This is a genomic window from Shewanella sp. KX20019 (assembly GCF_016757755.1).
Taxonomy (GTDB): domain Bacteria; phylum Pseudomonadota; class Gammaproteobacteria; order Enterobacterales; family Shewanellaceae; genus Shewanella.
Map to the genome: position 1 here is coordinate 5,287,269 of NZ_CP068437.1, position 19,241 is coordinate 5,306,509.

Sequence of the window (19,241 nt, forward strand, 5' to 3'; positions counted from 1 at the left end):
TCATCCCACTTAACTTTGCTTGAAATATAAAGGGGCTGTCCAATGCATTACTAACGCCAGTGTGTAACAAACAAAAAGTGGCATAAAGCCAATTTCAATATAGATAAACACCAACGAAAACATTGCTATGGTTAACAGCATCTTTACCGCTTCCCCCCAGTAAAAAGTCTTAACAACTTTAGCTGCGGAGCTTGCTCCCGTATGGGAAAAAGCGAGGGTTGCGAATACAAAATTAGGGAGTACAGCAATAGCACCACCTGCTAAAGCAGATATACCATACTGAGCTCCCCACATGGCGAAAAAGAAAACTGACACACTTCCAGCCACCGCCGCCTGTATCAAAACCAACTTATAGGCTGACCAACGGCCACGACGTGCTAAAACCTTGCTCAATTTATCTTCTCCGCATTATCACTTCCTGTTTCGATGACCGGACTAAATATATCCGTATAAACCCGAGGTACAAAAAGCTTGCGAAAGTATACCGTTTCAGTGTTTCAAAGCAAGTTTAACAGCTAGAAAAAGGAGACTTTTAGCGTGATCTAGGCCAAAAGTCTAAAAGTGTAAGATTAACAGATGTCACAAAGTTACATAATATTGTGTTAACTTCGGTTTTTTAGCGGATTTTGCTGATAATACCCTCTAATTCAGCCAAATTTTGATAGTTAATTACCATTTTCCCTTTACCCTTCTTATTGTGGGTAAGGGAAACCTTGGCACCTAGCCTTTCAATTAATTGACTCTCTAGACGGACTACATCGTGATCTTTAGCTGGTTTTTCGACGATTTCAGTTTGATTTAAGGTTTTATTCACTAATCGTTCAGTTTCACGAACAGTCAATTCTTTAGAAACGACTAATCGAGCCAAATTTGTCTGCTCGTCACCATCAATTGCAAGCAGTGCACGACCATGACCCATGTCAATATCGCCATACTCAAGCATACGTTTAACCGGCTCATTAAGGCCATTTAAACGCAATAAATTGGATACCGTTGCACGTGATTTACCCACCGCATCAGCAATCTGTTGATGGGTAAGCTCAAACTCTTCAATCAAACGATTTAATGCAATCGCTTCTTCCATCGCATTCAAGTCTTCACGCTGAATGTTTTCAATCAACGCTATTGCCACAGCAGCTTCATCAGCGACCTGTTTAACAATACAAGGTATCTTCGTCAGCCCAGCAAGCTGTGATGCGCGCCAGCGACGTTCACCGGCAATAATTTCAAATTGGTCAGCAGATACTTTACGAACCACAATAGGTTGGATAATTCCTTGAGCACGAATAGATTCAGCAAGCTCTTCTAATGCTTCGGTCGACATGTCTTTACGAGGCTGATACTTACCTGGTTGAAGCCTATCGATATCCAAAGTAATCAGATCATTACTTTTGCCATCTTGCTCAGCTTCATCCGCTTTAGGTTCTAGTCGTTTACTGGCTGCATGGCTAGTACTCAATAGGGCGTCAAGGCCTTTTCCTAAGCCTCTTTTCTTCAATGTCATTGTTACTTCCTTAATCCTGCTCAGCCAGTTCTAATTGCTCTGCTCGGCGAATGATTTCACCCGCCAATGCGAGGTAGGCTTTTGCTCCCGCGCTCGATTTGTCGTAATACATAGCTGGTGCCCCAAAACTTGGCGCTTCAGCAAGACGAACGTTCCTTGGGATCACAGTGCGATAAACTTTATCTCCAAAATGTTGCTTTAGTTGGTCAGATACATCGTTAGACAAACGGTTACGAGGATCATACATCGTCCGTAAAATCCCTTCGATATGCAGGCCAGAGTTGACCATGGAACCTAATTTAGTGATGGTATCCATCAGTGCAGTTAAGCCCTCTAATGCATAATACTCACACTGCATAGGTACCAATATTGAATCAGCCGCAGACATAGCATTAACGGTTAGCATATTGAGCGAAGGCGGGCAGTCGATAAAGATGTAATCGTAGTCATCTTTAATCGGTGCTATTGCATTACGCAGGCGAACTTCTCTAGCGAAAAACTCCATCAGCTTAATTTCAGCCGCTGTAACGTCACCATTGCCGGCAATAAGATCATATTTTCCGCTAGTGTTTCGGCAAACAACATCTTCGAATGACTTCTCTTCAACCAAGAGCTCATAGGCGGTATTTTCGACGGTATATTTGTCGATCCCACTGCCCATTGTAGCGTTACCTTGCGGATCAAGATCGATCAGCAGCACACGACGTTTGGTTGCAGCTAAAGAAGCCGCTAAATTAACACAAGTTGTTGTTTTTCCGACGCCACCTTTCTGGTTGGCTACGGCGATCACTTTACCCACAATATCACCCTGTAAGTCACTTTTATTGTATTCCGGCCCTCTCTCATTGGCTGTCTTAAAAAAATGAGGGGGAATGTTTTACCAAATTGCTTGAAGCGCTGAAAGATTGCAACCGTTCAGTACGCTTTATCTGCAATGGTTCAAAAATTAGTCGTTAAAGACCAACTAAACCATGACAACAAGCGAGTGTATTTCCAATTTAGAGATACACCTCAAATTAACTTTGCTTAACCACACGCAGCAAATGACGCTGTTCATCTAGCTTTGGCACAACCAGTTCTATGGTATCAGTCACCAAAAATCCAGCAGGCATGTTCGCCAACTCGTCTTCACTTAGCTGACCTTTTAGCGCATAAAAACAGCCATCGGCTTTTGGTAAATGGTGGCACCACTGCAGCATATCTTGAATAGACGCAAACGCGCGGCTTAACACACCATCAAACAGCTCTTCTGGTTGGTAAGCTTCTACGCGACTTTCAATCGACGAAATGTTATTGATCCCAAGTTCAAATTGAACCTGTTTTTGAAAGCGAATGCGTTTACCTAAACTGTCGAGTAACACAAACTCTTTATCAGGATTTAAGATCGCTAACGGGATCCCCGGTAAACCAGGACCGGTGCCAACATCAATAAAACGCGATCCTTGAAGATGTGGCGAAACCACCAAACTGTCCATTATGTGCCGAATGAGCATCTGCTCAGGATCACGCACAGAAGTCAGGTTAAATGCCTTATTCCACTTATTGAGCATGCCAACAAAGTCAACAAGTTGCTTTTTTTGCTGCTCGGTAGCCTCTAGACCAACTTCAGCCATGTATTCATTTAACTGGGCAAATAACACTGGTAGTGTCCTCGAAACAATGTAAATCAAATATTCATCGGTATTATGAAGCGCAGAAAAGATGAAAGGAAGCCTCAAAGCTTCCCTTTATCGTGCATAACGGCGTTATATTGCGTTATTTAAGCGCTTTTTCTCAATAAACCGCGTTTTTTCAAATGAACTAACAAAATTGAGATAGCAGCAGGCGTCATGCCTGAGATACGAGAAGCTTGACCCACAGTTTCAGGTTTGTGCTCATTCATCTTTGCAATGACTTCGTTAGACAACCCCGGAACCTCTTGGTAATCAAGATCGAGCGGCAATCCAGTTGTTTCATTTCGAATCGCTTTGTCGATCTCATCTTGTTGGCGCTGAATATACCCCGAGTATTTAACTTGGATCTGCACCTGCTCAGCGGCACGTTGATCGTCAATACCAGGGCCAAAGCCATCAATCGACATCAATGTTGGATAATCGAGCTCAGGACGACGCAATAGATCTTCAAAAGTGGCTTCGCGTGCTATTGGGGTTCTTAAATGTGGATTCAGCACATCAACAAGTGGCGATTTAGGGTGGATCCACTGGCTTCGTAAACGCTGAAGCTCAAGTTCGATCGACTCTTTTTTCTCACTAAACTTCGCCCAACGATCATCATCAATTAAACCAAGTTCACGGCCTTTCTCGGTTAAACGCAGGTCGGCATTATCTTCACGTAACAATAAGCGATATTCCGCACGGCTAGTAAACATGCGGTATGGTTCTTTAGTGCCTAGTGTCGATAGATCATCTACCAATACCCCAAGGTAAGCTTGGTCGCGACGAGGACACCAAGTCTCTTTTCCTTGAACTTGCAATGAGGCGTTCATCCCCGCTAACAAGCCTTGGGCACCGGCTTCTTCGTAGCCAGTGGTGCCATTAATTTGCCCAGCAAAGAACAAACCATTAATGGTTTTAGTCTCTAATGAGTTTTTAAGATCCCGAGGGTCAAAATAATCATATTCAATCGCATAACCAGGACGCATGATCTCTGCGTTTTCCATCCCCTTAATTGAACGAACTAAATTGAGCTGCACGTCAAAAGGTAGGCTGGTTGAAATACCGTTAGGATAAATTTCAGTGGTATTTAACCCTTCAGGTTCAATAAAAATTTGATGCGAATTTTTATCGGCAAAACGGTTAATTTTGTCTTCGATAGAGGGGCAGTAGCGTGGGCCAATACCTTCGATCACACCCGAATACATTGGGCTACGATCTAATCCTGCACGAATAATATCGTGGGTACGCTCATTGGTATGAGTGATATGGCATGACACCTGCTCAGGATGCTGGCTTACATCACCAACAAACGACATTACTGGCAATGGATCATCACCTTTTTGCTCTGTCATTTGAGAAAAATCAATAGTGTTTGCGTCAATGCGTGGTGGTGTTCCGGTTTTTAAGCGGCCAACTCGAATTGGTAATTCACGTAGACGATGAGCCAATGCTATCGCTGGAGGATCGCCTGCTCGGCCACCGCTGTAATTCTCTAATCCTATATGGATCTTGCCACTCAAAAAAGTACCGGTTGTTAACACAACAGCGGGTGCTTCGAAGGCTAAACCCATTTGAGTTACTACACCGACTACAGTTTCATTTTCAACAACAAGATCGTCTACCGCTTGTTGGAAAATACGTAAATTGGGTTGGTGTTGTAAGATCTCTTGGATCTTATGTCGATAAAGGGCTCTATCTGCTTGAGCACGAGTCGCTCGTACTGCAGGACCTTTGCTCGAGTTTAATGTTCTAAATTGAATACCTGCGTAATCCGTGGCAACGGCCATCGCTCCGCCTAAAGCATCAATTTCTTTAACCAGGTGTCCTTTTCCGATGCCGCCGATAGCAGGATTACAGGACATCTGTCCCAAGGTATCTATGTTATGGGTTAGCAAAAGTGTTTTGGAACCCATTCTGGCAGAAGCTAACGCAGCTTCTGTTCCAGCATGACCACCACCAACAACGATTACATCAAACCGTTCATGAAAATGCATTCGACTGCCTTCGATTGTTAAAAGGATAAAATTCTGTTTCTGAGCCGCTCATTTTAGCATTTGCTTTGCCTAAGGTGAACGATCTATTTTGCCTGTTTTGATCAACACCGATCTGCTTAATAGATCTTAAGATCTTTAAATAGATCTCTTATTATGTTTATTATTAAGGGAAACTTTTTCGGTGGATAACCCAAATTCATTATTAAAATCATGAGTTAACAAACGATCAAACCTGTGATCAGATCGCGATCAAACTCGCGTAAGCTTGGGGATAGATCGGCTAGTTATCCACAAGGTGGATCATTGAGCAGATCGGGTGTCGATTAATACAGAGGTTGATCAGATCTAAATAATACGTTATCCACATCTTTGTCCTTTTTTGACTTAATATGTGGATAACTACGATCTAAACTGTGAGTTGTTTAAAAGTTAATAGATGAAAGCGATCATTAAAAGGATCTTAAAGTTGATCTTGCCAGCCGCTTAACCAAGCCAGAGCGGCTTCTTCTGGAATTGGATCGTATTGAACATCGATCTGGATCTTATCCACAAAAACTTGTGCACCGCATAAGGCCAGCGCATCCACCAGTTTTTCTGGGCCTTGGCAAAAAGTATCGTAGCTTGAATCACCAATGGCACATAATGCAAATTGGGTGTTCGCCAGATCCGGTTTTTTAGCTAAGATCTCGTCCAAAAATGGCACTATATTGTCTGGAAGATCGCCTGCGCCATGAGTAGAACTGCTAATTAACCATAGCGAATTGGGGTCCAGATCCTCCAAATTAGGGGCTAAATGTATGATGGTTTCATGGCCTAGATCATTCAATTGTGCCGATATTTCATCAGCTACGTATTCTGCACTACCTAACGTTGTGCCTACTAATAGTTCTACTTTTGCCATGTTACTTCCTAATATTGAGCTGCTTTTAACTACGTTTATGCTGTGCATGATAGGTGAAAACCACTATGTAAGCTAAGCGATCTTGGCTATTTAAACTGTAAAGATAGCAGTTACAGCCTAGGCTTTATGCCGTCTACACCACCTTATATAGATATTAATAGACAACCTTTTAGAGCAATAGCACCTTGCGTTCTAACTCATTACTGATAGCTTATGTCGTTATAACATTAACTTAACAATTGTGATTTGTAGTTGTTAGGTATAACAATAATAATGAGTATTTTTATGACGTTAGCTTCAGTTACAGGTCAGTTTGCTGATCTAGCTTGGGGACCACACATGCTGGTTCTATTGGTTGGTGGTGGTCTGTTCTTCCTTATATATTCCCGCTTTGCTCCCTTTAGATACATAGGCCACGCAATCGCTATTTTGCGTGGAAAGCACCCAGATAAGGGGGCTAAAGGGCAAATTAGTCACGCGGGTGCGCTATCAAGTGCGATGGCCGGTACTGTAGGAATGGGCAATATCGGCAGTGTGGCCGTCGCTATTATGGTTGGTGGTCCCGGTGCAATTTTTTGGATGTGGATCAGCGCCATTGTAGGAATGGCAACCAAGTTCTTCACCTGTACGTTGGCGATTATGTACCGCGGTAAAGACGAAAATGGTCAGCTACAAGGCGGACCTATGTACATTATTACCGAAGGTTTAGGCCCTAAATGGCGATTTTTGGCGGTGTTTTTCTGTTTAGTCGGTCTTGTTGGTAATTTCCCACTGTTTAATACTAACCAACTGGTGCAGATTTTAAGAGAGTGGTTAATCATCAAACCCGGTTTTTATGGGGCTGATCAAAACACATTTTGGCTTGATCTAAGTATGGGTGTGGTGGTTATGATCGTGGTTGGTAGCGTTATATTAGGCGGTATTAAGCGGATCGCCAGCGTGGCACAAAGTGTAGTGCCGTTAATGATCTTCATCTATATGGGCTGTGCTTTATATGTTATTGGCAACCATATTAGCGAGATCCCTACTTATATGGCCTTAATCGTTACGGAGGCATTTTCACTAGATTCTGTCGGCGGCGGGATCTTAGGGACCATGCTGATTGGTATTCGTCGTGCTGCATTTTCGAATGAAGCGGGAATAGGTACCGAGGTAATGGCGCATGGTAGTGCTAAAACAAATGAGCCAGTAAAAGAAGGATTGGTGGCTATGTTAGGCCCTGCCATTGATACCTTGTTGGTTTGTACGGCCACCGCAATGATCATCCTAATTTCAGGTGTTTGGCAAGGTAGCGAGGCAGCTGGAGTTAATTTATCGGCGCAAGCTTTTGCGTTAACTATGCCCGGTGTTGGTCCATACTTACTGATATTGTGCGTTTTCTTTTTTAGTATAAGCACTATCTTCACTCAGGCATTTTATGGCGGCCAATGCTTTAGTTTTCTGTTTGGGGTAAAGCGGCTGCGAAAATACCAGTACGTATATTTGTTGACTATCTTGTTTGCAGCGACCGCTACATTAGACGAGATCATCAATCTTATCGACGGCGCTTACGCTCTAATGGCCATTCCTACCATGGTATCGGCACTATTATTAGCACCAAAAGTTAAAGCTGCTGCTGATGATTATTTTGCGCGATTAAAGCTAAAGCAATCTAAAAGGGAGCCAGAAGTGCTTGAACAACTATCTGAAAAATAGGGGAGTTAGCACACTGTTATTAACTGCTTTGGTTATTCTGTTAAAGGCTAATTCGGAAAAAGTGGTTTTAGCGTTTAACGAAAAAAGGCTCTGCTATTAGCAGAGCCTTTCTCTTTTTAGTAGGTATAGCGGTGACAGTAACTCGTCATCAATAGGCTAAGCTACCGACTGAACCTGCGAGGCTAATAACCAGATGGCCAATGCAAAAAATATCACGCCCATAAATTTATTCTGGTAAGTGCGAAATTTTTCATTTTTCAGCAATGGTTTACCTAAAGTACCGACTAATGCCACCAACAGAAGATTAAAGCTTAACCCCATAACATTAAGCAGCAAACCTAACGCTAACATCTGCTCGCCAGAGCTTGCACTAAGCTGAGTTGAAACGAATTGCGGCAAGAATAGTACAAAGAAGATCAGTGCTTTTGGGTTTAACAAGTTACTCATTACTGCGCGGCGATATAACAGTTTAGCTAGATTATTTTGCTGCTCAATCTCAGGCGCTTCAGCGGCAGAACTACGGATGCAGTCCCAGCCCATTTTAAGTAAATATGCAGCACCTAAAATACGCAATAACTCTAATGCCATTGGGTTCATCGCGACTAAAGCAGAAACACCCATTGCTGCAAGTATTGTCAAAATTAAGCCCGAAGTGGCATTTCCAAAGCTAGCATAAACACCAACTTTTTTGCCATAACTTAGGCTTGAGCTGGCGATAAGTAACATGTCAGGCCCAGGGATCAAGAGTAGGGCAACCACGGTAGTGAGGTATAAAGGAAGTAACGCTAGATCGATCATCATTAATGCACTATATATAGGGAAAGAATCAAACAAGGCGCGGATTCTACAGTTATCCAACATGAATGAAAGTCATGTTGTGTTTAAATGAGAGCTGAGGTTGGCAGGGTTTGTTTACGCGGGAGGGCTGATACATAGCTTTATATTGAGGAACGTGAAGTTAGATTATTTGAGTTTTTTACCCATCTCTTTATGTTGAATATAGGCCTATCCGTTGTTAGAGCCATTTTACTTGGGGTTTTAGCGTGCTCTTTTGCTACTCTATGAGGCAACATCACCTTTATACCTTGAATGTAATATGAAATTAGACGAGATAATTACCACTCTGAGTCGTGGCGACTTAACAGAACTCCCTATTGGTGCTTTGCAGGCGGCCAGATTGCAATGGTCTGAGTTACTGCCGGTTATCGATGAATTGATGCAAAGGTTTATTGCTGAAGATGCCTTGTCTGATACCGAGTCTAACCTACTATTCTTTGGTATCTGCCTTATTATCGATCGTAAGCAGTACAGCAGTTTTGATTCTTTGATTAATCTCACCAATAAAGATGACTGTAATAGTCCGCTAGAAGCCCTGCTTGGTGACTTTATCGCTTCAGATCTTTCTACCGCTTACTATATTTTGGCCCAAGGGCAACCTGAGCAGCTGTGCTTTTTGGTTAACTCTGATCAAGCGGGCGAAATTATTAAAATGGCAGCCTTAAGTGCACTGTTTACTCAACTGCATACAGGCCAAATTGATAGAGAAACACTTAATCAAGGTGTGCCTAGCTTTATCGAAAATCTACTCAAAAATAATAACTCAATAGCACTTTTTGAACTGATTAATCTGTTAATTTCTAATGAGTTTAATCAATATCACAACCAGTTTATTGGTTATGTTGAGAGTAAATTAATCGATGAAGGCCCTGCCGAGAATAAATGCATCATCGATTGGGATAATCAGTCTATCGGTTATTCAGAGTGGGAAAGTGGCCTAATAAGCGGCGATTATGATGTTATCGACTCATTGAGTCAGTGGGCAGGTTTTAATGCTGAATCTGATATGAATGATGATGACCTCATGGCGGTTTTTGATGATTTGATGAATATGCCAAAGGAACTAGACGATAGTTATTTTGAAAACCTTGATCCTAAGCAACCTTTTATTGCCGATATTCAAGCCGGCCGCAATGATCCCTGTCCTTGTGGTAGTGGCAAGAAATACAAGAAGTGCTGCTTGAATTAGGTTGCTCGTAAATCAAGAGATGAACCTTGTCAGTAAACTAATTGAATTCCTTGCCTGCTCACAAGATTAAAGGAGCTTTTGTTCATCTAACTGATTGATAGGGCTATGGGGAACCATAGCCTTTGTAGTGTTTATCGCCTCCAGCGGGGGGCATAGTCGCTGACTATGTGTTGACACTTCTATGACACGCTGCAAGTACATCCATGTAAGCTCGGCGGTAGCATCCATGCTACCAACGGCCATAGCCGCATCTACACCTCGTCTCTACAAAGCAGATGGTTTCTTTGATTAGTCGTTATTGTATGAATGGTTTAAAAGAAACTCTTGCTGGGCCTACGATGTTATAAAAGGTATTAATATCGAGCTCTAGGCATATAACCCCTTTATTATCTCTTACTTTGAAGCCTTGCAGATTGCCTTTTAGAAATGCAGTGCTGACTTTTAGCCAGTGTAGAGCTTGTTTATCTTTAAGGAGCAAATTGATATCAGTTAATGTGTCTAGCTTAATCTTACTTATGGGGATCTCTAACCACCACACTGACTTAGTCTGATTGATGTTTGAGAAGTGAGTATTGCTAGTAGTTAATGAGGCATTATATTGATTATTAGCTAAATCTATTGCTTCTCTTTTATTCATTATTCACTTCCTTTACTGATTTTTATAGTTGATTACAAATCAATAAATCCCAACAATAACATTGTGTTGTTGCCTAGTCTCTATGTTACTGTTGCTGGTACTACTTTCGTACGAGTTGTCATATATGGAAATTCAAATTGGCGATGTACTCAGATATAAAAAACCTGTATGTGCTGCAAACCCTTATGAAGATGGTCACCTAAACTTCCACTTTTTGACTAAATCTTTAGAAGCAAAAAAGCTCCAGCTCGAGAAAGGTATAAATCCTTCGGCTAGAATAAAAACTAGTTGTGGTGAGATGGTTCGACCCACCATACTCGTTTCTAGTAGCCCAAATAAAAAAGGCACTGTAGAGACACCATGGGAAGATTTCTATGATGTCGATAACGGCCATATTCGCTATTTTGGTGACAACAAAGAACCAGGTAAAGACCCTGCTAATGCACCAGGAAATAAGGCTTTGCTGGAAGCTTTCCGGTTATCACATTCTCATTCTGTTGAGGAGAGATTGTTAACTCCACCGATATTGTTCTTTAAGCGCACCGTGATTAATGGTGTCGCAAAAGGTTATCCGCAATTCCACGGCTTAGGGATTATTAATAGTGTTGAGCTTGTGACTCAGTGGGATAATAAATTGGAGCGCTCATTTACCAATTATGCTTTTGATTTCACAGTTCTTTGCATAGCGACTGAACATGAGCAGTTTGAGTGGGATTGGATCAATGACCGGCGTAAAAAAGGGTTTTCACTGGTTAACACTAATAAAGCTGCACCTAAAAGTTGGTGCCGATGGCTAGCTGAGGGAAGTAATTCTCTCAATAAACTCCGTCGTCGTGTTTCAAAATTAAGTCTTGAAAAAACTGTTAATCAAAAGCCTATTCCTGGTTCAGAATTAGATCGAGTACTGAACGAGATCTATACCTATTACACCAACAAAAAACATAGATTCGAGGCGCTTGCAGAAGTGATTGCCGCTCGGGTGATAGATAGGGAATACGGTATTTACCAGAAAGGTTGGGTAACTCAAGGTTCCAGCGATGGTGGCGCAGACTTTATTGGTAAAGTCATATTAGGCAGTGGCTTTTCCAAAGTTGAACTGATTGTATTAGGCCAAGCTAAGTGCGAAGCATTAAATAGTCCTACAGGTGGTAACCATATTGCGCGAACAGTTGCCCGCCTTAAGCGTGGTTGGTTAGGTGTATATGTTACAACTAGCTATTTCTCTGATTCGGTTCAACGAGAAGTGATTGAAGACAAGTACCCCATCATTTTGATCCATGGACTAAGAGTTGCTGAAGAAGTCGCTAAAATTGTCTATGAAAGTGAAGAGTTTAGTGACGTGAACAGCTTTTTAGTCGCTATGGATAAGGACTATCCAGCGCGACTAAAACAAAGACAAGCGGAAGAAATTTTGAATTTTTAAGCTTTACTTGCTATTAGCTCATCTATTTTTAAATTAATATAGTCCATGCCAATTATCCCTACATGGTGACTAGCTTTTACCTTGAAAACTACCTCATCGTTCTCCCAAGCTGCTCTTTTAGCTCTAAATATGTATTAAGTAGAAATAATGCCCACCAATAAAACTACACTACCCATAGACGCCCTCTATCAAGAGTTTAAGTCTGCTTTTAAAGACAATCATTTAGTGGTTGAGTCTGATACAGGCTCGGGCAAGTCAACTCGTTTACCGCTCTGGTGTGTAGAGCCTGATGAAAATGGCAAAAAACGCCGTGTATTGGTGGTTGAACCACGGCGGGTAGCTTGTTTGGCGTTGGCATCTTTTGTTGGTTCATTGGCTAAAAATAGCCAAGAACCTTTAAACGTAGGCCATGCCATCCGTTTTGATTCAACGGTTGATGAACACACTGATATTGCCTTTGTGACGCCGGGTATTGCGTTGCGGTGGCTTTCGATGGATCAGGAAGGACAAGATGAAAAGGCGGGCTTAGCGTGTTTTGATACGGTGATTATTGATGAGTTTCATGAGCGCCGTTGGGATACCGATCTGCTGTTAGCTTTACTTAAAAAGCGTGTCCAACATCGGTTAATATTGACTTCGGCAACCATTGACGGTGCAAGACTCAATGAGTACCTATCTGATTCTATTGGAGTTAGTTCAAAAAGATTGTTGGCGAAAGGTAAAATGTTTCACGTGGAACTAACGTACCAGTCAACTGATAGTCAGCAGTTACCAGATATATCGAGCATAGAGCAAAAAGTAAAAACGGCAGTGACATCATTGCTGAGCAAAACATCTGGCGATGTTTTAGTGTTTTTACCTGGTAAGCGTGAAATTCAATCTTGTTTACAGGCTTGTCAGTCTCTTTCTCAAGCTAAGCCAGCATCTGAATCAAGCGATAGCACGGCTAATATTGATTTAGTCGCACTACATGGTGGCATATCTGCCGCTGAGCAGCAGTCATTACTGGCCAGCGCGGCTAAACAACGGGTTATTTTCTCCACCAATATCGCTGAAACCTCTTTGACTATTCCAGGGGTGACGGCGGTGATTGATTCTGGGCTAGAGCGGCGCACTCATCAGCGCAATGGCCGAACCGTATTGTCGTTGGCGCGAATATCAAGAGCGAGTAGTGAACAGCGAAAAGGCCGTGCGGGCCGAACACAAGCTGGCCAGTGTGTGCGCTTGTGGGGAGAACACGCGCCATTAGAGGCGATGACACCGCCAGAATTACAGCGTGAAGAACTCGTTGAACCTATGTTGGCAGCAGCATGCAGCGGCATGCGTTTAGCTGAACTCGGGTTTGTTGATGCTATTAACAGTAAACCATTGGCGATTGCTGAAAATCGTTTATTGGCGATGGGCGCGATTGATCAACAGGGTAAAGTGACCGCCCATGGCAGAAAGTTATTCCCATTACCGATAGACACTCAGTTTGCCCATCTGATTAGTGCTATGCCTGATGATGAATGTACCGAGTTAATGGTGGATTTGGCCGCGGCGATTAGTGTGCCACAGCGTTTGTATCAGCAACCAGCAGCGGAATACGATATTAAGTCGCTACATGACTGGGAACCGCTGGGTTGTGATGCTTTTACATTGGTAAAACTGCTACGAGAGCCGGCTGTCGATTTTCTGAATATTGAACATAACGCGATTAAAGAGGCCCGCAGGCTGGCTAACCAAATTAGGCAAGGGTTAGGTCTGCATAAGCTGAACAGGGCTACGGTGCTAGACCGACAATCTGAGCCGTTGCGAAACCGTTGGTTATTGGCGGTGATTAAGGCGCTGCCTGAACTGGCGTTTGTTAGGCGTATTAAACGGGTACAAGCATTAGGCAATGGTTTTAGTGAGGTGCAAATTGGCCGTGATAGCCGCTTTAGTCCAGAGCTTAAAGATTTTGCCGGCAAAGAAGCTGCAATAGCGGCTGTGGTGTTTGATCAACACTCTATAGCGGGTAAAGGGGTTAAGCAGACATTGAACTTGGCTGCAGTCATGGCGCCCATTTCGACTCAACTACTTTGCCAAGCGGGATTAGGCGAAGATAGGTTAGCTGAAAACAAAGAGCGTTCTGCTAGCCGTAAAGTGCTTATTGAGTGTTTATATGCTGGCAGAGTAATAGATTCTCGTTTTGAACGAGCATCAGGTGAGCAGGCTACTGAGGCTATTGCTCGCAGTATTATTCAGGGGCGGGAGTTGTCGGGTGTCGCTAAGCGTTTAGCTGCGGATATTGCCGCATGGAATATATGGTTTGCGCTGGGTAAAACGGCTGAGTTTGAAAGTGAGATTAAGCAGCCTTTAGCGCTTGATACCTACCTTAAAGACAAGCTGGTGCAGTTAGGGGTAGAGAGCTTTGAGGATTTAGGCTTACTTGAGGGTGATGATTTACTGTTTGACGGTATACCCGAGTGGCAACGTGAGGAGTTTGATCAGCTTTATCCGGCAGCATTACAGCTGCCTGAGCTTAAACTCACTGTTAGCTATGAACCTAAACGCAAGCTGGTGATTTTAGATTACGTTAACGGTGGCCGTAAACAGGGGCCTAAACGCTGGGAGTTACCGCGCTGGGTCGGCTGGAAGATCCAATACCGCAAAGCTAGCCGTGTGGTTGATGTTAAGTAGATCTAGTACTAAGGATCGATAGCACTAATCATTGATTTTAACCACAGGAAATACACTTTTGCACAGGTTTAATTTGGAAGTATTTTTTTTCTGAGTATAACTTATCAAGAAAGATCTATTTTTAGCACTGTTTTTTTAGATCTTAAACTGTTCCTTTACGTTTTTAAGTGTTTAATAACAGTAGCTTACATCTAGATTGAATTAAGTGTTTAGATCTATCCACAGATCGAGTTTGCTTGTTGATATCTCTGTTGATACTTGTATTTTACGATCTTAATTTAGCGGGCATATGAGGTGAGGTTTACAGTTGACGATCTATAGCGATCGCGCTGTAAATATAGGCTTACATTGAGGGCTTGTTATTGGTCTAGATCTTGATGGCAAGATCTAGACTAATAGCTTTTTAACTGTGTAGCGTATGGTTTAGCAATGTTTGTAAAAGTATTACTTACCAATACAAAAAGAGCTGAAAATCTTGCCAAGCAGATCGTCTGAAGTGAACTTACCGGTGATCTCCGATAACGCCAATTGCGCCATTCTCAACTCTTCTGCCAGCAACTCGCCGGCTTGATAAACCTCTAGCTGCTCTTTACCGATATCTAAATGGCTGCTGGCCAGGTCGAGCGCTTCTAAATGGCGACGACGGGCAATAAAGCCACCCTCTAGATTGCTCTGGTAACCCATTAATGATTTTAGGTGTTGCTGCAGTGCTGCTACGCCTAAACCCGTTTTAGCGGAGATACGGTGCACAGGGTGGCCTGCTTCTTCGGTAATATCGAGTGTTTCACCGGTGAGATCGGCTTTATTTCGCACCACAGTAATGCCCAAGTTTTTAGGTAATCGATCGATAAAGTCTGGCCAGATTTCGTGTGGATCAACAGCATTAGTCGTGGTGCCATCAACCATAAACAACACTTGATCTGCGCTTGTTATCTCGTCCCATGCGCGTTCAATACCAATTTTTTCAACAGTATCGGCAGTATCGCGTAGGCCTGCGGTGTCAATGATATGCAGTGGCATGCCGTCGAGATGGATATGTTCGCGCAGTACATCGCGAGTGGTACCCGCTATTTCGGTAACAATGGCAGACTCTTTACCGGCAAGGGCATTAAGTAAGCTTGATTTTCCTGCGTTAGGACGGCCAGCAATAACCACTTTCATCCCTTCTCGGATGATAGATCCCTGCTTGGCACTGGCCTGCACGGAGGTGAGTTGAGTGATAATGCGATTTAACGAGCCAGAGATTTTACCATCGGATAGGAAGTCTACCTCTTCATCTGGAAAGTCTATAGCTGCCTCAACGTATAAGCGCAGGTTGGTGACCTGTTCGACCAGTTCATGTACCTGAGTAGAGAATTCGCCCTGTAGCGAGTTTAAGGCGCTTCTAGCGGCTTGTTCACTGGTGGCATCAATCAGGTCAGCAATGGCCTCTGCCTGCGTTAGGTCGAGCTTGTCGTTCATAAAAGCCTGTTCGCTGAACTCACCTGGCTTGGCGATGCGCAAACCTTCAGTTTCCATCACGCGCTTAATCAGCATATCAAGCACAATTTGGCCGCCGTGACCTTGCAGCTCTAATACATCTTCACCGGTAAACGAGTTGGGACCTTTAAAGTATAAAGCGATACCTTGGTCGATAACATCGCCCTGATTGCTTTTAAAGTCACAGTAATCGGCATAACGGGTTTTAGGTATGTGCCCAAGTACCGCCATAGCTACATTGCTAGCTAAGTCGCCAGATACGCGAATAATACCTACACCGCCACGACCTGGAGCGGTCGCTTGTGCCACGATAGTATCTGTTGTCATTACTGTGTTTCCTAATCTCATTTTCAGCAGTTAGCTGTGAAGTTAAAAATATTGTCTTTACATAGATAGCAAAAAAGCGGTCAATACTCAGTATTAGACCGCTTTTTATTAGTCGGAGCTAAGCGTTATTTTAACCCTTTCTTCTCCAGACCAGCATAGATAATCTTTTGCTGTGTAATCGCGACTAAGTTACCTACCAACCAGTATAGAACCAGACCTGCTGGGAACCATAGGAAGAATACGGTAAAGATAACTGGCATCCACTGCATCATCTTAACTTGCATTGGATCCATTGTCGGTGCCATTGGCTGCATCTTCTGCATCACAAACATTGAGATACCCATCAAGATAGGCATTACATAGTATGGATCCTGTACTGACAAGTCGGTGATCCATAACATGAATGGTGCATGACGTAGCTCAACGCTTTCAAGCAACACCCAGTATAGTGCGATGAAAATAGGCATCTGTAGCAAGATTGGTAGACAGCCACCCATAGGGTTAACTTTCTCTTTCTTGTACAGCTCCATCATCGCTTGACCCATCTTCTGACGGTCATCACCTAAGCGCTCTTTCATTTCCGCTAGTTTTGGCTGAAGGTTACGCATCTTCGCCATAGAGGTGTATTGCGCTTTAGTCAGCGGATACAACATACCACGGACCGTCAGTGTAATAAGGATAATTGCGATACCCCAGTTGGTCACTAACGACTGGAAGAACATCAGTAGTTTGTAAATTGGAACTGCAATCCACCAAAGGAAGCCGTAATCAACAACTAGGTTTAAAGAGTCAGAGATGGCTGACAGCGCTTCTTGATCTTTAGGACCAACATAGAACTGAGCTCTAATGTTTTGTTCGCTACCAGGTGCAATGTCATATAGTGCGCCACGGAAACCGATATTCGCTAATCCACCCGCGCTTACGCTTGAGAAGATAATGTTTTTATCGGTTGCTGGTGGTACCCAAGCAGACACGAAATAGTGTTGTAGCATTGCAGCCCAACCACCCAACGTTGCCTTGTCTAGGTTCTTATCAGCCATATCGTCGAAGCTGTATTTCTCGTAGCGTGTATCTGCTGTTGAGAATGCGCCACCACGATAAGTCGGCATCATCATGCTGCTTTCGCTTTTTTTGATGCTGTGCTTGATTTGACCATACATCTGAACTTGTAGCTGAGCACTAGAGGTGTTGTTGATTTTGTAATCAACATCAACATTGTATTTACCACGATAGAAGGTAAATAATTTAGTGTAAGTTACGCCGTTAGCTGCAACATAGGTTAATGGCACATTTAATGTGTCTTGGCCTGCTGCTAAATCATAATCGCGGGCAGTGCTATCGAAATGAGCGCGACCAGTAGTGCTGCTATCAATACCATCACGACCGATTAGACCACTTTGAGCGATGTAATAGATGTCATTAGTTTGCTCTAGCAGAACAAATGGGTCATCACCATCTAGCTCAAGCTTATGAGAAAGCAAAGCTGAATAAACGATGTCACCGCCAATTGGATCAATTTTGATTTCAAGTTGGTCAGTGGTCACAGTGATCAGTTCTTTAGAAGCGGTAATCACTTCTGGTAATGCTGAATCAGCATCCGGAACGTCTGAACTATGCGCATCGGCAACAGTAGACGCTGCTACTGAAGATTGAGTTTGCGCTACAACCGGTTGAGGAGCATTATCCGTTTGCCATTGTTGCCACAGTAAAAAGCTGACAAAAAGCAGACCGATAAGCAATATATTGCGTTGAGATTCCATAGCCTATTTATCGCACCTATTTTTTTTGTGAGGGACGGGGTCTTCACCACCCGGATGTAAAGGGTGACATTTTAATATGCGTTTCGCTGCAAACCAACATCCTTTCACAAATCCATGCAAACGAATAGCTTCAATTGCATAGTGTGAACATGTTGGATTGAACCTACAACGAGGTCCCAGCATGGGACTTATGAGTACTTGGTAGCCACGAATAATCGTAGTTGCTAGCCATTGTAACGGCGAGAGAGTTTTCGCCATAGCTTTTCTACCAATTTTTTGAGTTCTGCACTTTCCATATCAAGCACGCCATTTCTGACTAGTACAACGATGTCCACAGCGGGAAGATCATGCTGGTGTAAACGAAAATTATCTCTAATAATACGTTTAATTCGATTTCGTTGATGAGCTTTCTTTACATAACGCTTGGCAACTGTGAGTCCTAAACGTGGATGTTGTTCAGAATTTGGAATCGCAAGTAAAGTTATTTCAGCGGAAGACGCTTTGATAGGTTTGGTAAAGACAGATTTAAATTGCGCGGGAGTTAACAAACGTAACTCCCGCGTAAAGGTATAGCTGGTCACTTGCATCTCTACTTATTAAGCAGAAAGACGAGCGCGACCTTTAGCACGACGACGTTGGATAACCTTGCGGCCACCTACAGTTGCCATGCGAGCGCGAAAGCCGTGAGAACGCTTGCGCTTCAGGTTGCTAGGTTGAAAAGTACGTTTACTCATTATGGCAATCCGTCTTTGTTAGGTTAATAAACCTTAGTCTCTAGAAATTAGAGGTAAGGGCAAAAAAGAGGCCGAATTGTAATCACTTTAGTTATGCACGTCAATACGCAATCGACTTAAGTGATGAAATAATGCCATCTCAGTATTATCTTCGATAGTTAAAGGCTACTATAAATTGTGGATAACTCTGTGAGTTACCACTATATCTAGTGGTTAAGCCGATCAAAAAGCAGATCGAAGTTGAACTATTATAGATCGATCTGGATCGCTTTATAAAGCTGGATTTGAGGGTTTTCGCACTATTTTTGATCGCAACCGATCGCTTAAGATCGAGATCTTATCGCTTCTCTGTTCTATCTGGGGATAAATATATTTAAAGGATAGCGATCAGCGTGATCTCACTATAGAATACACCTCTTTTGTATGATCTTTTGGGGATAAGTAC

The 19,241-nt window shown here is 42.9% G+C and carries 17 protein-coding genes; 4 read left to right on the forward strand and 13 right to left on the reverse strand.

The features are described from left to right. Positions 1 to 9: 9 nt before the first annotated feature. The 6 genes from JK628_RS22980 to mioC all read right to left on the reverse strand — a co-directional run bounded on the left by JK628_RS22980 (position 10) and on the right by mioC (position 6,054). The gene (locus JK628_RS22980; protein WP_202287235.1) at positions 10 to 393 is read right to left on the reverse strand and encodes an ATP synthase subunit I; all 384 of its coding nucleotides are present in this window, start codon (positions 391 to 393) and stop codon (positions 10 to 12) included. A 223-nt stretch (positions 394 to 616) separates the two neighbouring features. Beyond that, positions 617 to 1,504, reverse strand: a complete 888-nt coding sequence (locus tag JK628_RS22985) for a ParB/RepB/Spo0J family partition protein (protein ID WP_202287236.1) — start codon at positions 1,502 to 1,504, stop codon at positions 617 to 619. Positions 1,505 to 1,514: 10 nt separating this feature from the next. Then, a complete protein-coding gene (locus tag JK628_RS22990; RefSeq protein ID WP_202287237.1) occupies positions 1,515 to 2,303 on the reverse strand; it encodes a ParA family protein in 789 nt (262 codons plus the stop codon). Positions 2,304 to 2,520: 217 nt separating this feature from the next. After that, entirely contained in the window at positions 2,521 to 3,144 is a 624-nt protein-coding gene (gene rsmG / locus JK628_RS22995) for a 16S rRNA (guanine(527)-N(7))-methyltransferase RsmG (protein WP_202287238.1), read from the reverse strand. 119 nt (positions 3,145 to 3,263) lie between these two features. Beyond that, entirely contained in the window at positions 3,264 to 5,153 is a 1,890-nt protein-coding gene (gene mnmG / locus JK628_RS23000) for a tRNA uridine-5-carboxymethylaminomethyl(34) synthesis enzyme MnmG (protein ID WP_202287239.1), read from the reverse strand. 460 nt (positions 5,154 to 5,613) lie between these two features. Next, positions 5,614 to 6,054, reverse strand: a complete 441-nt coding sequence (gene mioC / locus JK628_RS23005; RefSeq protein WP_202287240.1) for an FMN-binding protein MioC — start codon at positions 6,052 to 6,054, stop codon at positions 5,614 to 5,616. 285 nt (positions 6,055 to 6,339) lie between these two features. Between mioC and JK628_RS23010 the strand changes: the two genes are divergently transcribed. Then, positions 6,340 to 7,749 carry an alanine/glycine:cation symporter family protein gene (locus JK628_RS23010; RefSeq protein WP_202287241.1) on the forward strand — a complete coding sequence of 470 codons (1,410 nt, stop codon included), beginning with the start codon at positions 6,340 to 6,342 and terminating at the stop codon, positions 7,747 to 7,749. 156 nt (positions 7,750 to 7,905) lie between these two features. Here JK628_RS23010 and JK628_RS23015 read toward each other — a convergent pair whose 3' ends face one another. Continuing rightward, positions 7,906 to 8,550, reverse strand: coding sequence for a LysE family translocator (locus JK628_RS23015; protein WP_202287242.1), 645 nt, complete (start codon positions 8,548 to 8,550; stop codon positions 7,906 to 7,908). 295 nt (positions 8,551 to 8,845) lie between these two features. Here JK628_RS23015 and JK628_RS23020 point away from each other — a divergent pair, with 295 nt between their 5' ends. Continuing rightward, positions 8,846 to 9,775, forward strand: a complete 930-nt coding sequence (locus JK628_RS23020; RefSeq protein WP_202287243.1) for a DUF1186 domain-containing protein — start codon at positions 8,846 to 8,848, stop codon at positions 9,773 to 9,775. A 295-nt stretch (positions 9,776 to 10,070) separates the two neighbouring features. Here the strand turns inward: JK628_RS23020 and JK628_RS23025 are convergent, their stop codons facing one another. Then, entirely contained in the window at positions 10,071 to 10,412 is a 342-nt protein-coding gene (locus JK628_RS23025; protein ID WP_202287244.1) for a hypothetical protein, read from the reverse strand. 124 nt (positions 10,413 to 10,536) lie between these two features. Here JK628_RS23025 and JK628_RS23030 point away from each other — a divergent pair, with 124 nt between their 5' ends. Both JK628_RS23030 and JK628_RS23035 read left to right on the forward strand, forming a co-directional pair. Continuing rightward, complete coding sequence (locus JK628_RS23030) at positions 10,537 to 11,835, forward strand: restriction endonuclease (RefSeq protein ID WP_202287245.1); 1,299 nt, start codon at positions 10,537 to 10,539, stop codon at positions 11,833 to 11,835. 147 nt (positions 11,836 to 11,982) lie between these two features. Beyond that, entirely contained in the window at positions 11,983 to 14,496 is a 2,514-nt protein-coding gene (locus JK628_RS23035; RefSeq protein WP_202287246.1) for a helicase-related protein, read from the forward strand. A 444-nt stretch (positions 14,497 to 14,940) separates the two neighbouring features. Here the strand turns inward: JK628_RS23035 and mnmE are convergent, their stop codons facing one another. The 5 genes from mnmE to rpmH form a co-directional block, all read right to left on the reverse strand. Further along, positions 14,941 to 16,302, reverse strand: a complete 1,362-nt coding sequence (gene mnmE, locus JK628_RS23040; RefSeq protein WP_202287247.1) for a tRNA uridine-5-carboxymethylaminomethyl(34) synthesis GTPase MnmE — start codon at positions 16,300 to 16,302, stop codon at positions 14,941 to 14,943. Between the two features lie 125 nt (positions 16,303 to 16,427). Further along, a complete protein-coding gene (gene yidC / locus JK628_RS23045; protein WP_202287248.1) occupies positions 16,428 to 18,062 on the reverse strand; it encodes a membrane protein insertase YidC in 1,635 nt (544 codons plus the stop codon). Positions 18,063 to 18,065: 3 nt separating this feature from the next. Further along, positions 18,066 to 18,320 carry a membrane protein insertion efficiency factor YidD gene (gene yidD / locus JK628_RS23050; RefSeq protein WP_202287249.1) on the reverse strand — a complete coding sequence of 85 codons (255 nt, stop codon included), beginning with the start codon at positions 18,318 to 18,320 and terminating at the stop codon, positions 18,066 to 18,068. Continuing rightward, positions 18,287 to 18,643, reverse strand: coding sequence for a ribonuclease P protein component (gene rnpA / locus JK628_RS23055; protein WP_202287250.1), 357 nt, complete (start codon positions 18,641 to 18,643; stop codon positions 18,287 to 18,289). Before rnpA ends, yidD begins: the two co-directional genes overlap by 34 nt. A gap of 15 nt (positions 18,644 to 18,658) precedes the next feature. After that, positions 18,659 to 18,796 carry a 50S ribosomal protein L34 gene (rpmH, locus tag JK628_RS23060; protein ID WP_202287251.1) on the reverse strand — a complete coding sequence of 46 codons (138 nt, stop codon included), beginning with the start codon at positions 18,794 to 18,796 and terminating at the stop codon, positions 18,659 to 18,661. Positions 18,797 to 19,241 lie beyond the last annotated feature (445 nt).

Bases quoted from the DNA above. Each gene is read 5' to 3' on its own strand.
- yidD (WP_202287249.1), bottom strand. From the start codon at position 18,320: ATGGCGAAAACTCTCTCGCCGTTACAATGGCTAGCAACTACGATTATT.
- rpmH (WP_202287251.1), bottom strand. From the start codon at position 18,796: ATGAGTAAACGTACTTTTCAACCTAGCAACCTGAAGCGCAAGCGTTCT.
- yidC (WP_202287248.1), bottom strand. From the start codon at position 18,062: ATGGAATCTCAACGCAATATATTGCTTATCGGTCTGCTTTTTGTCAGC.
- JK628_RS22985 (WP_202287236.1), bottom strand. From the start codon at position 1,504: ATGACATTGAAGAAAAGAGGCTTAGGAAAAGGCCTTGACGCCCTATTG.
- mnmG (WP_202287239.1), bottom strand. From the start codon at position 5,153: ATGCATTTTCATGAACGGTTTGATGTAATCGTTGTTGGTGGTGGTCAT.
- mioC (WP_202287240.1), bottom strand. From the start codon at position 6,054: ATGGCAAAAGTAGAACTATTAGTAGGCACAACGTTAGGTAGTGCAGAA.
- JK628_RS23015 (WP_202287242.1), bottom strand. From the start codon at position 8,550: ATGATGATCGATCTAGCGTTACTTCCTTTATACCTCACTACCGTGGTT.
- JK628_RS23030 (WP_202287245.1), top strand. From the start codon at position 10,537: ATGGAAATTCAAATTGGCGATGTACTCAGATATAAAAAACCTGTATGT.
- JK628_RS23010 (WP_202287241.1), top strand. From the start codon at position 6,340: ATGACGTTAGCTTCAGTTACAGGTCAGTTTGCTGATCTAGCTTGGGGA.
- JK628_RS23035 (WP_202287246.1), top strand. From the start codon at position 11,983: ATGCCCACCAATAAAACTACACTACCCATAGACGCCCTCTATCAAGAG.
- JK628_RS23020 (WP_202287243.1), top strand. From the start codon at position 8,846: ATGAAATTAGACGAGATAATTACCACTCTGAGTCGTGGCGACTTAACA.
- mnmE (WP_202287247.1), bottom strand. From the start codon at position 16,302: ATGACAACAGATACTATCGTGGCACAAGCGACCGCTCCAGGTCGTGGC.
- JK628_RS23025 (WP_202287244.1), bottom strand. From the start codon at position 10,412: ATGAATAAAAGAGAAGCAATAGATTTAGCTAATAATCAATATAATGCC.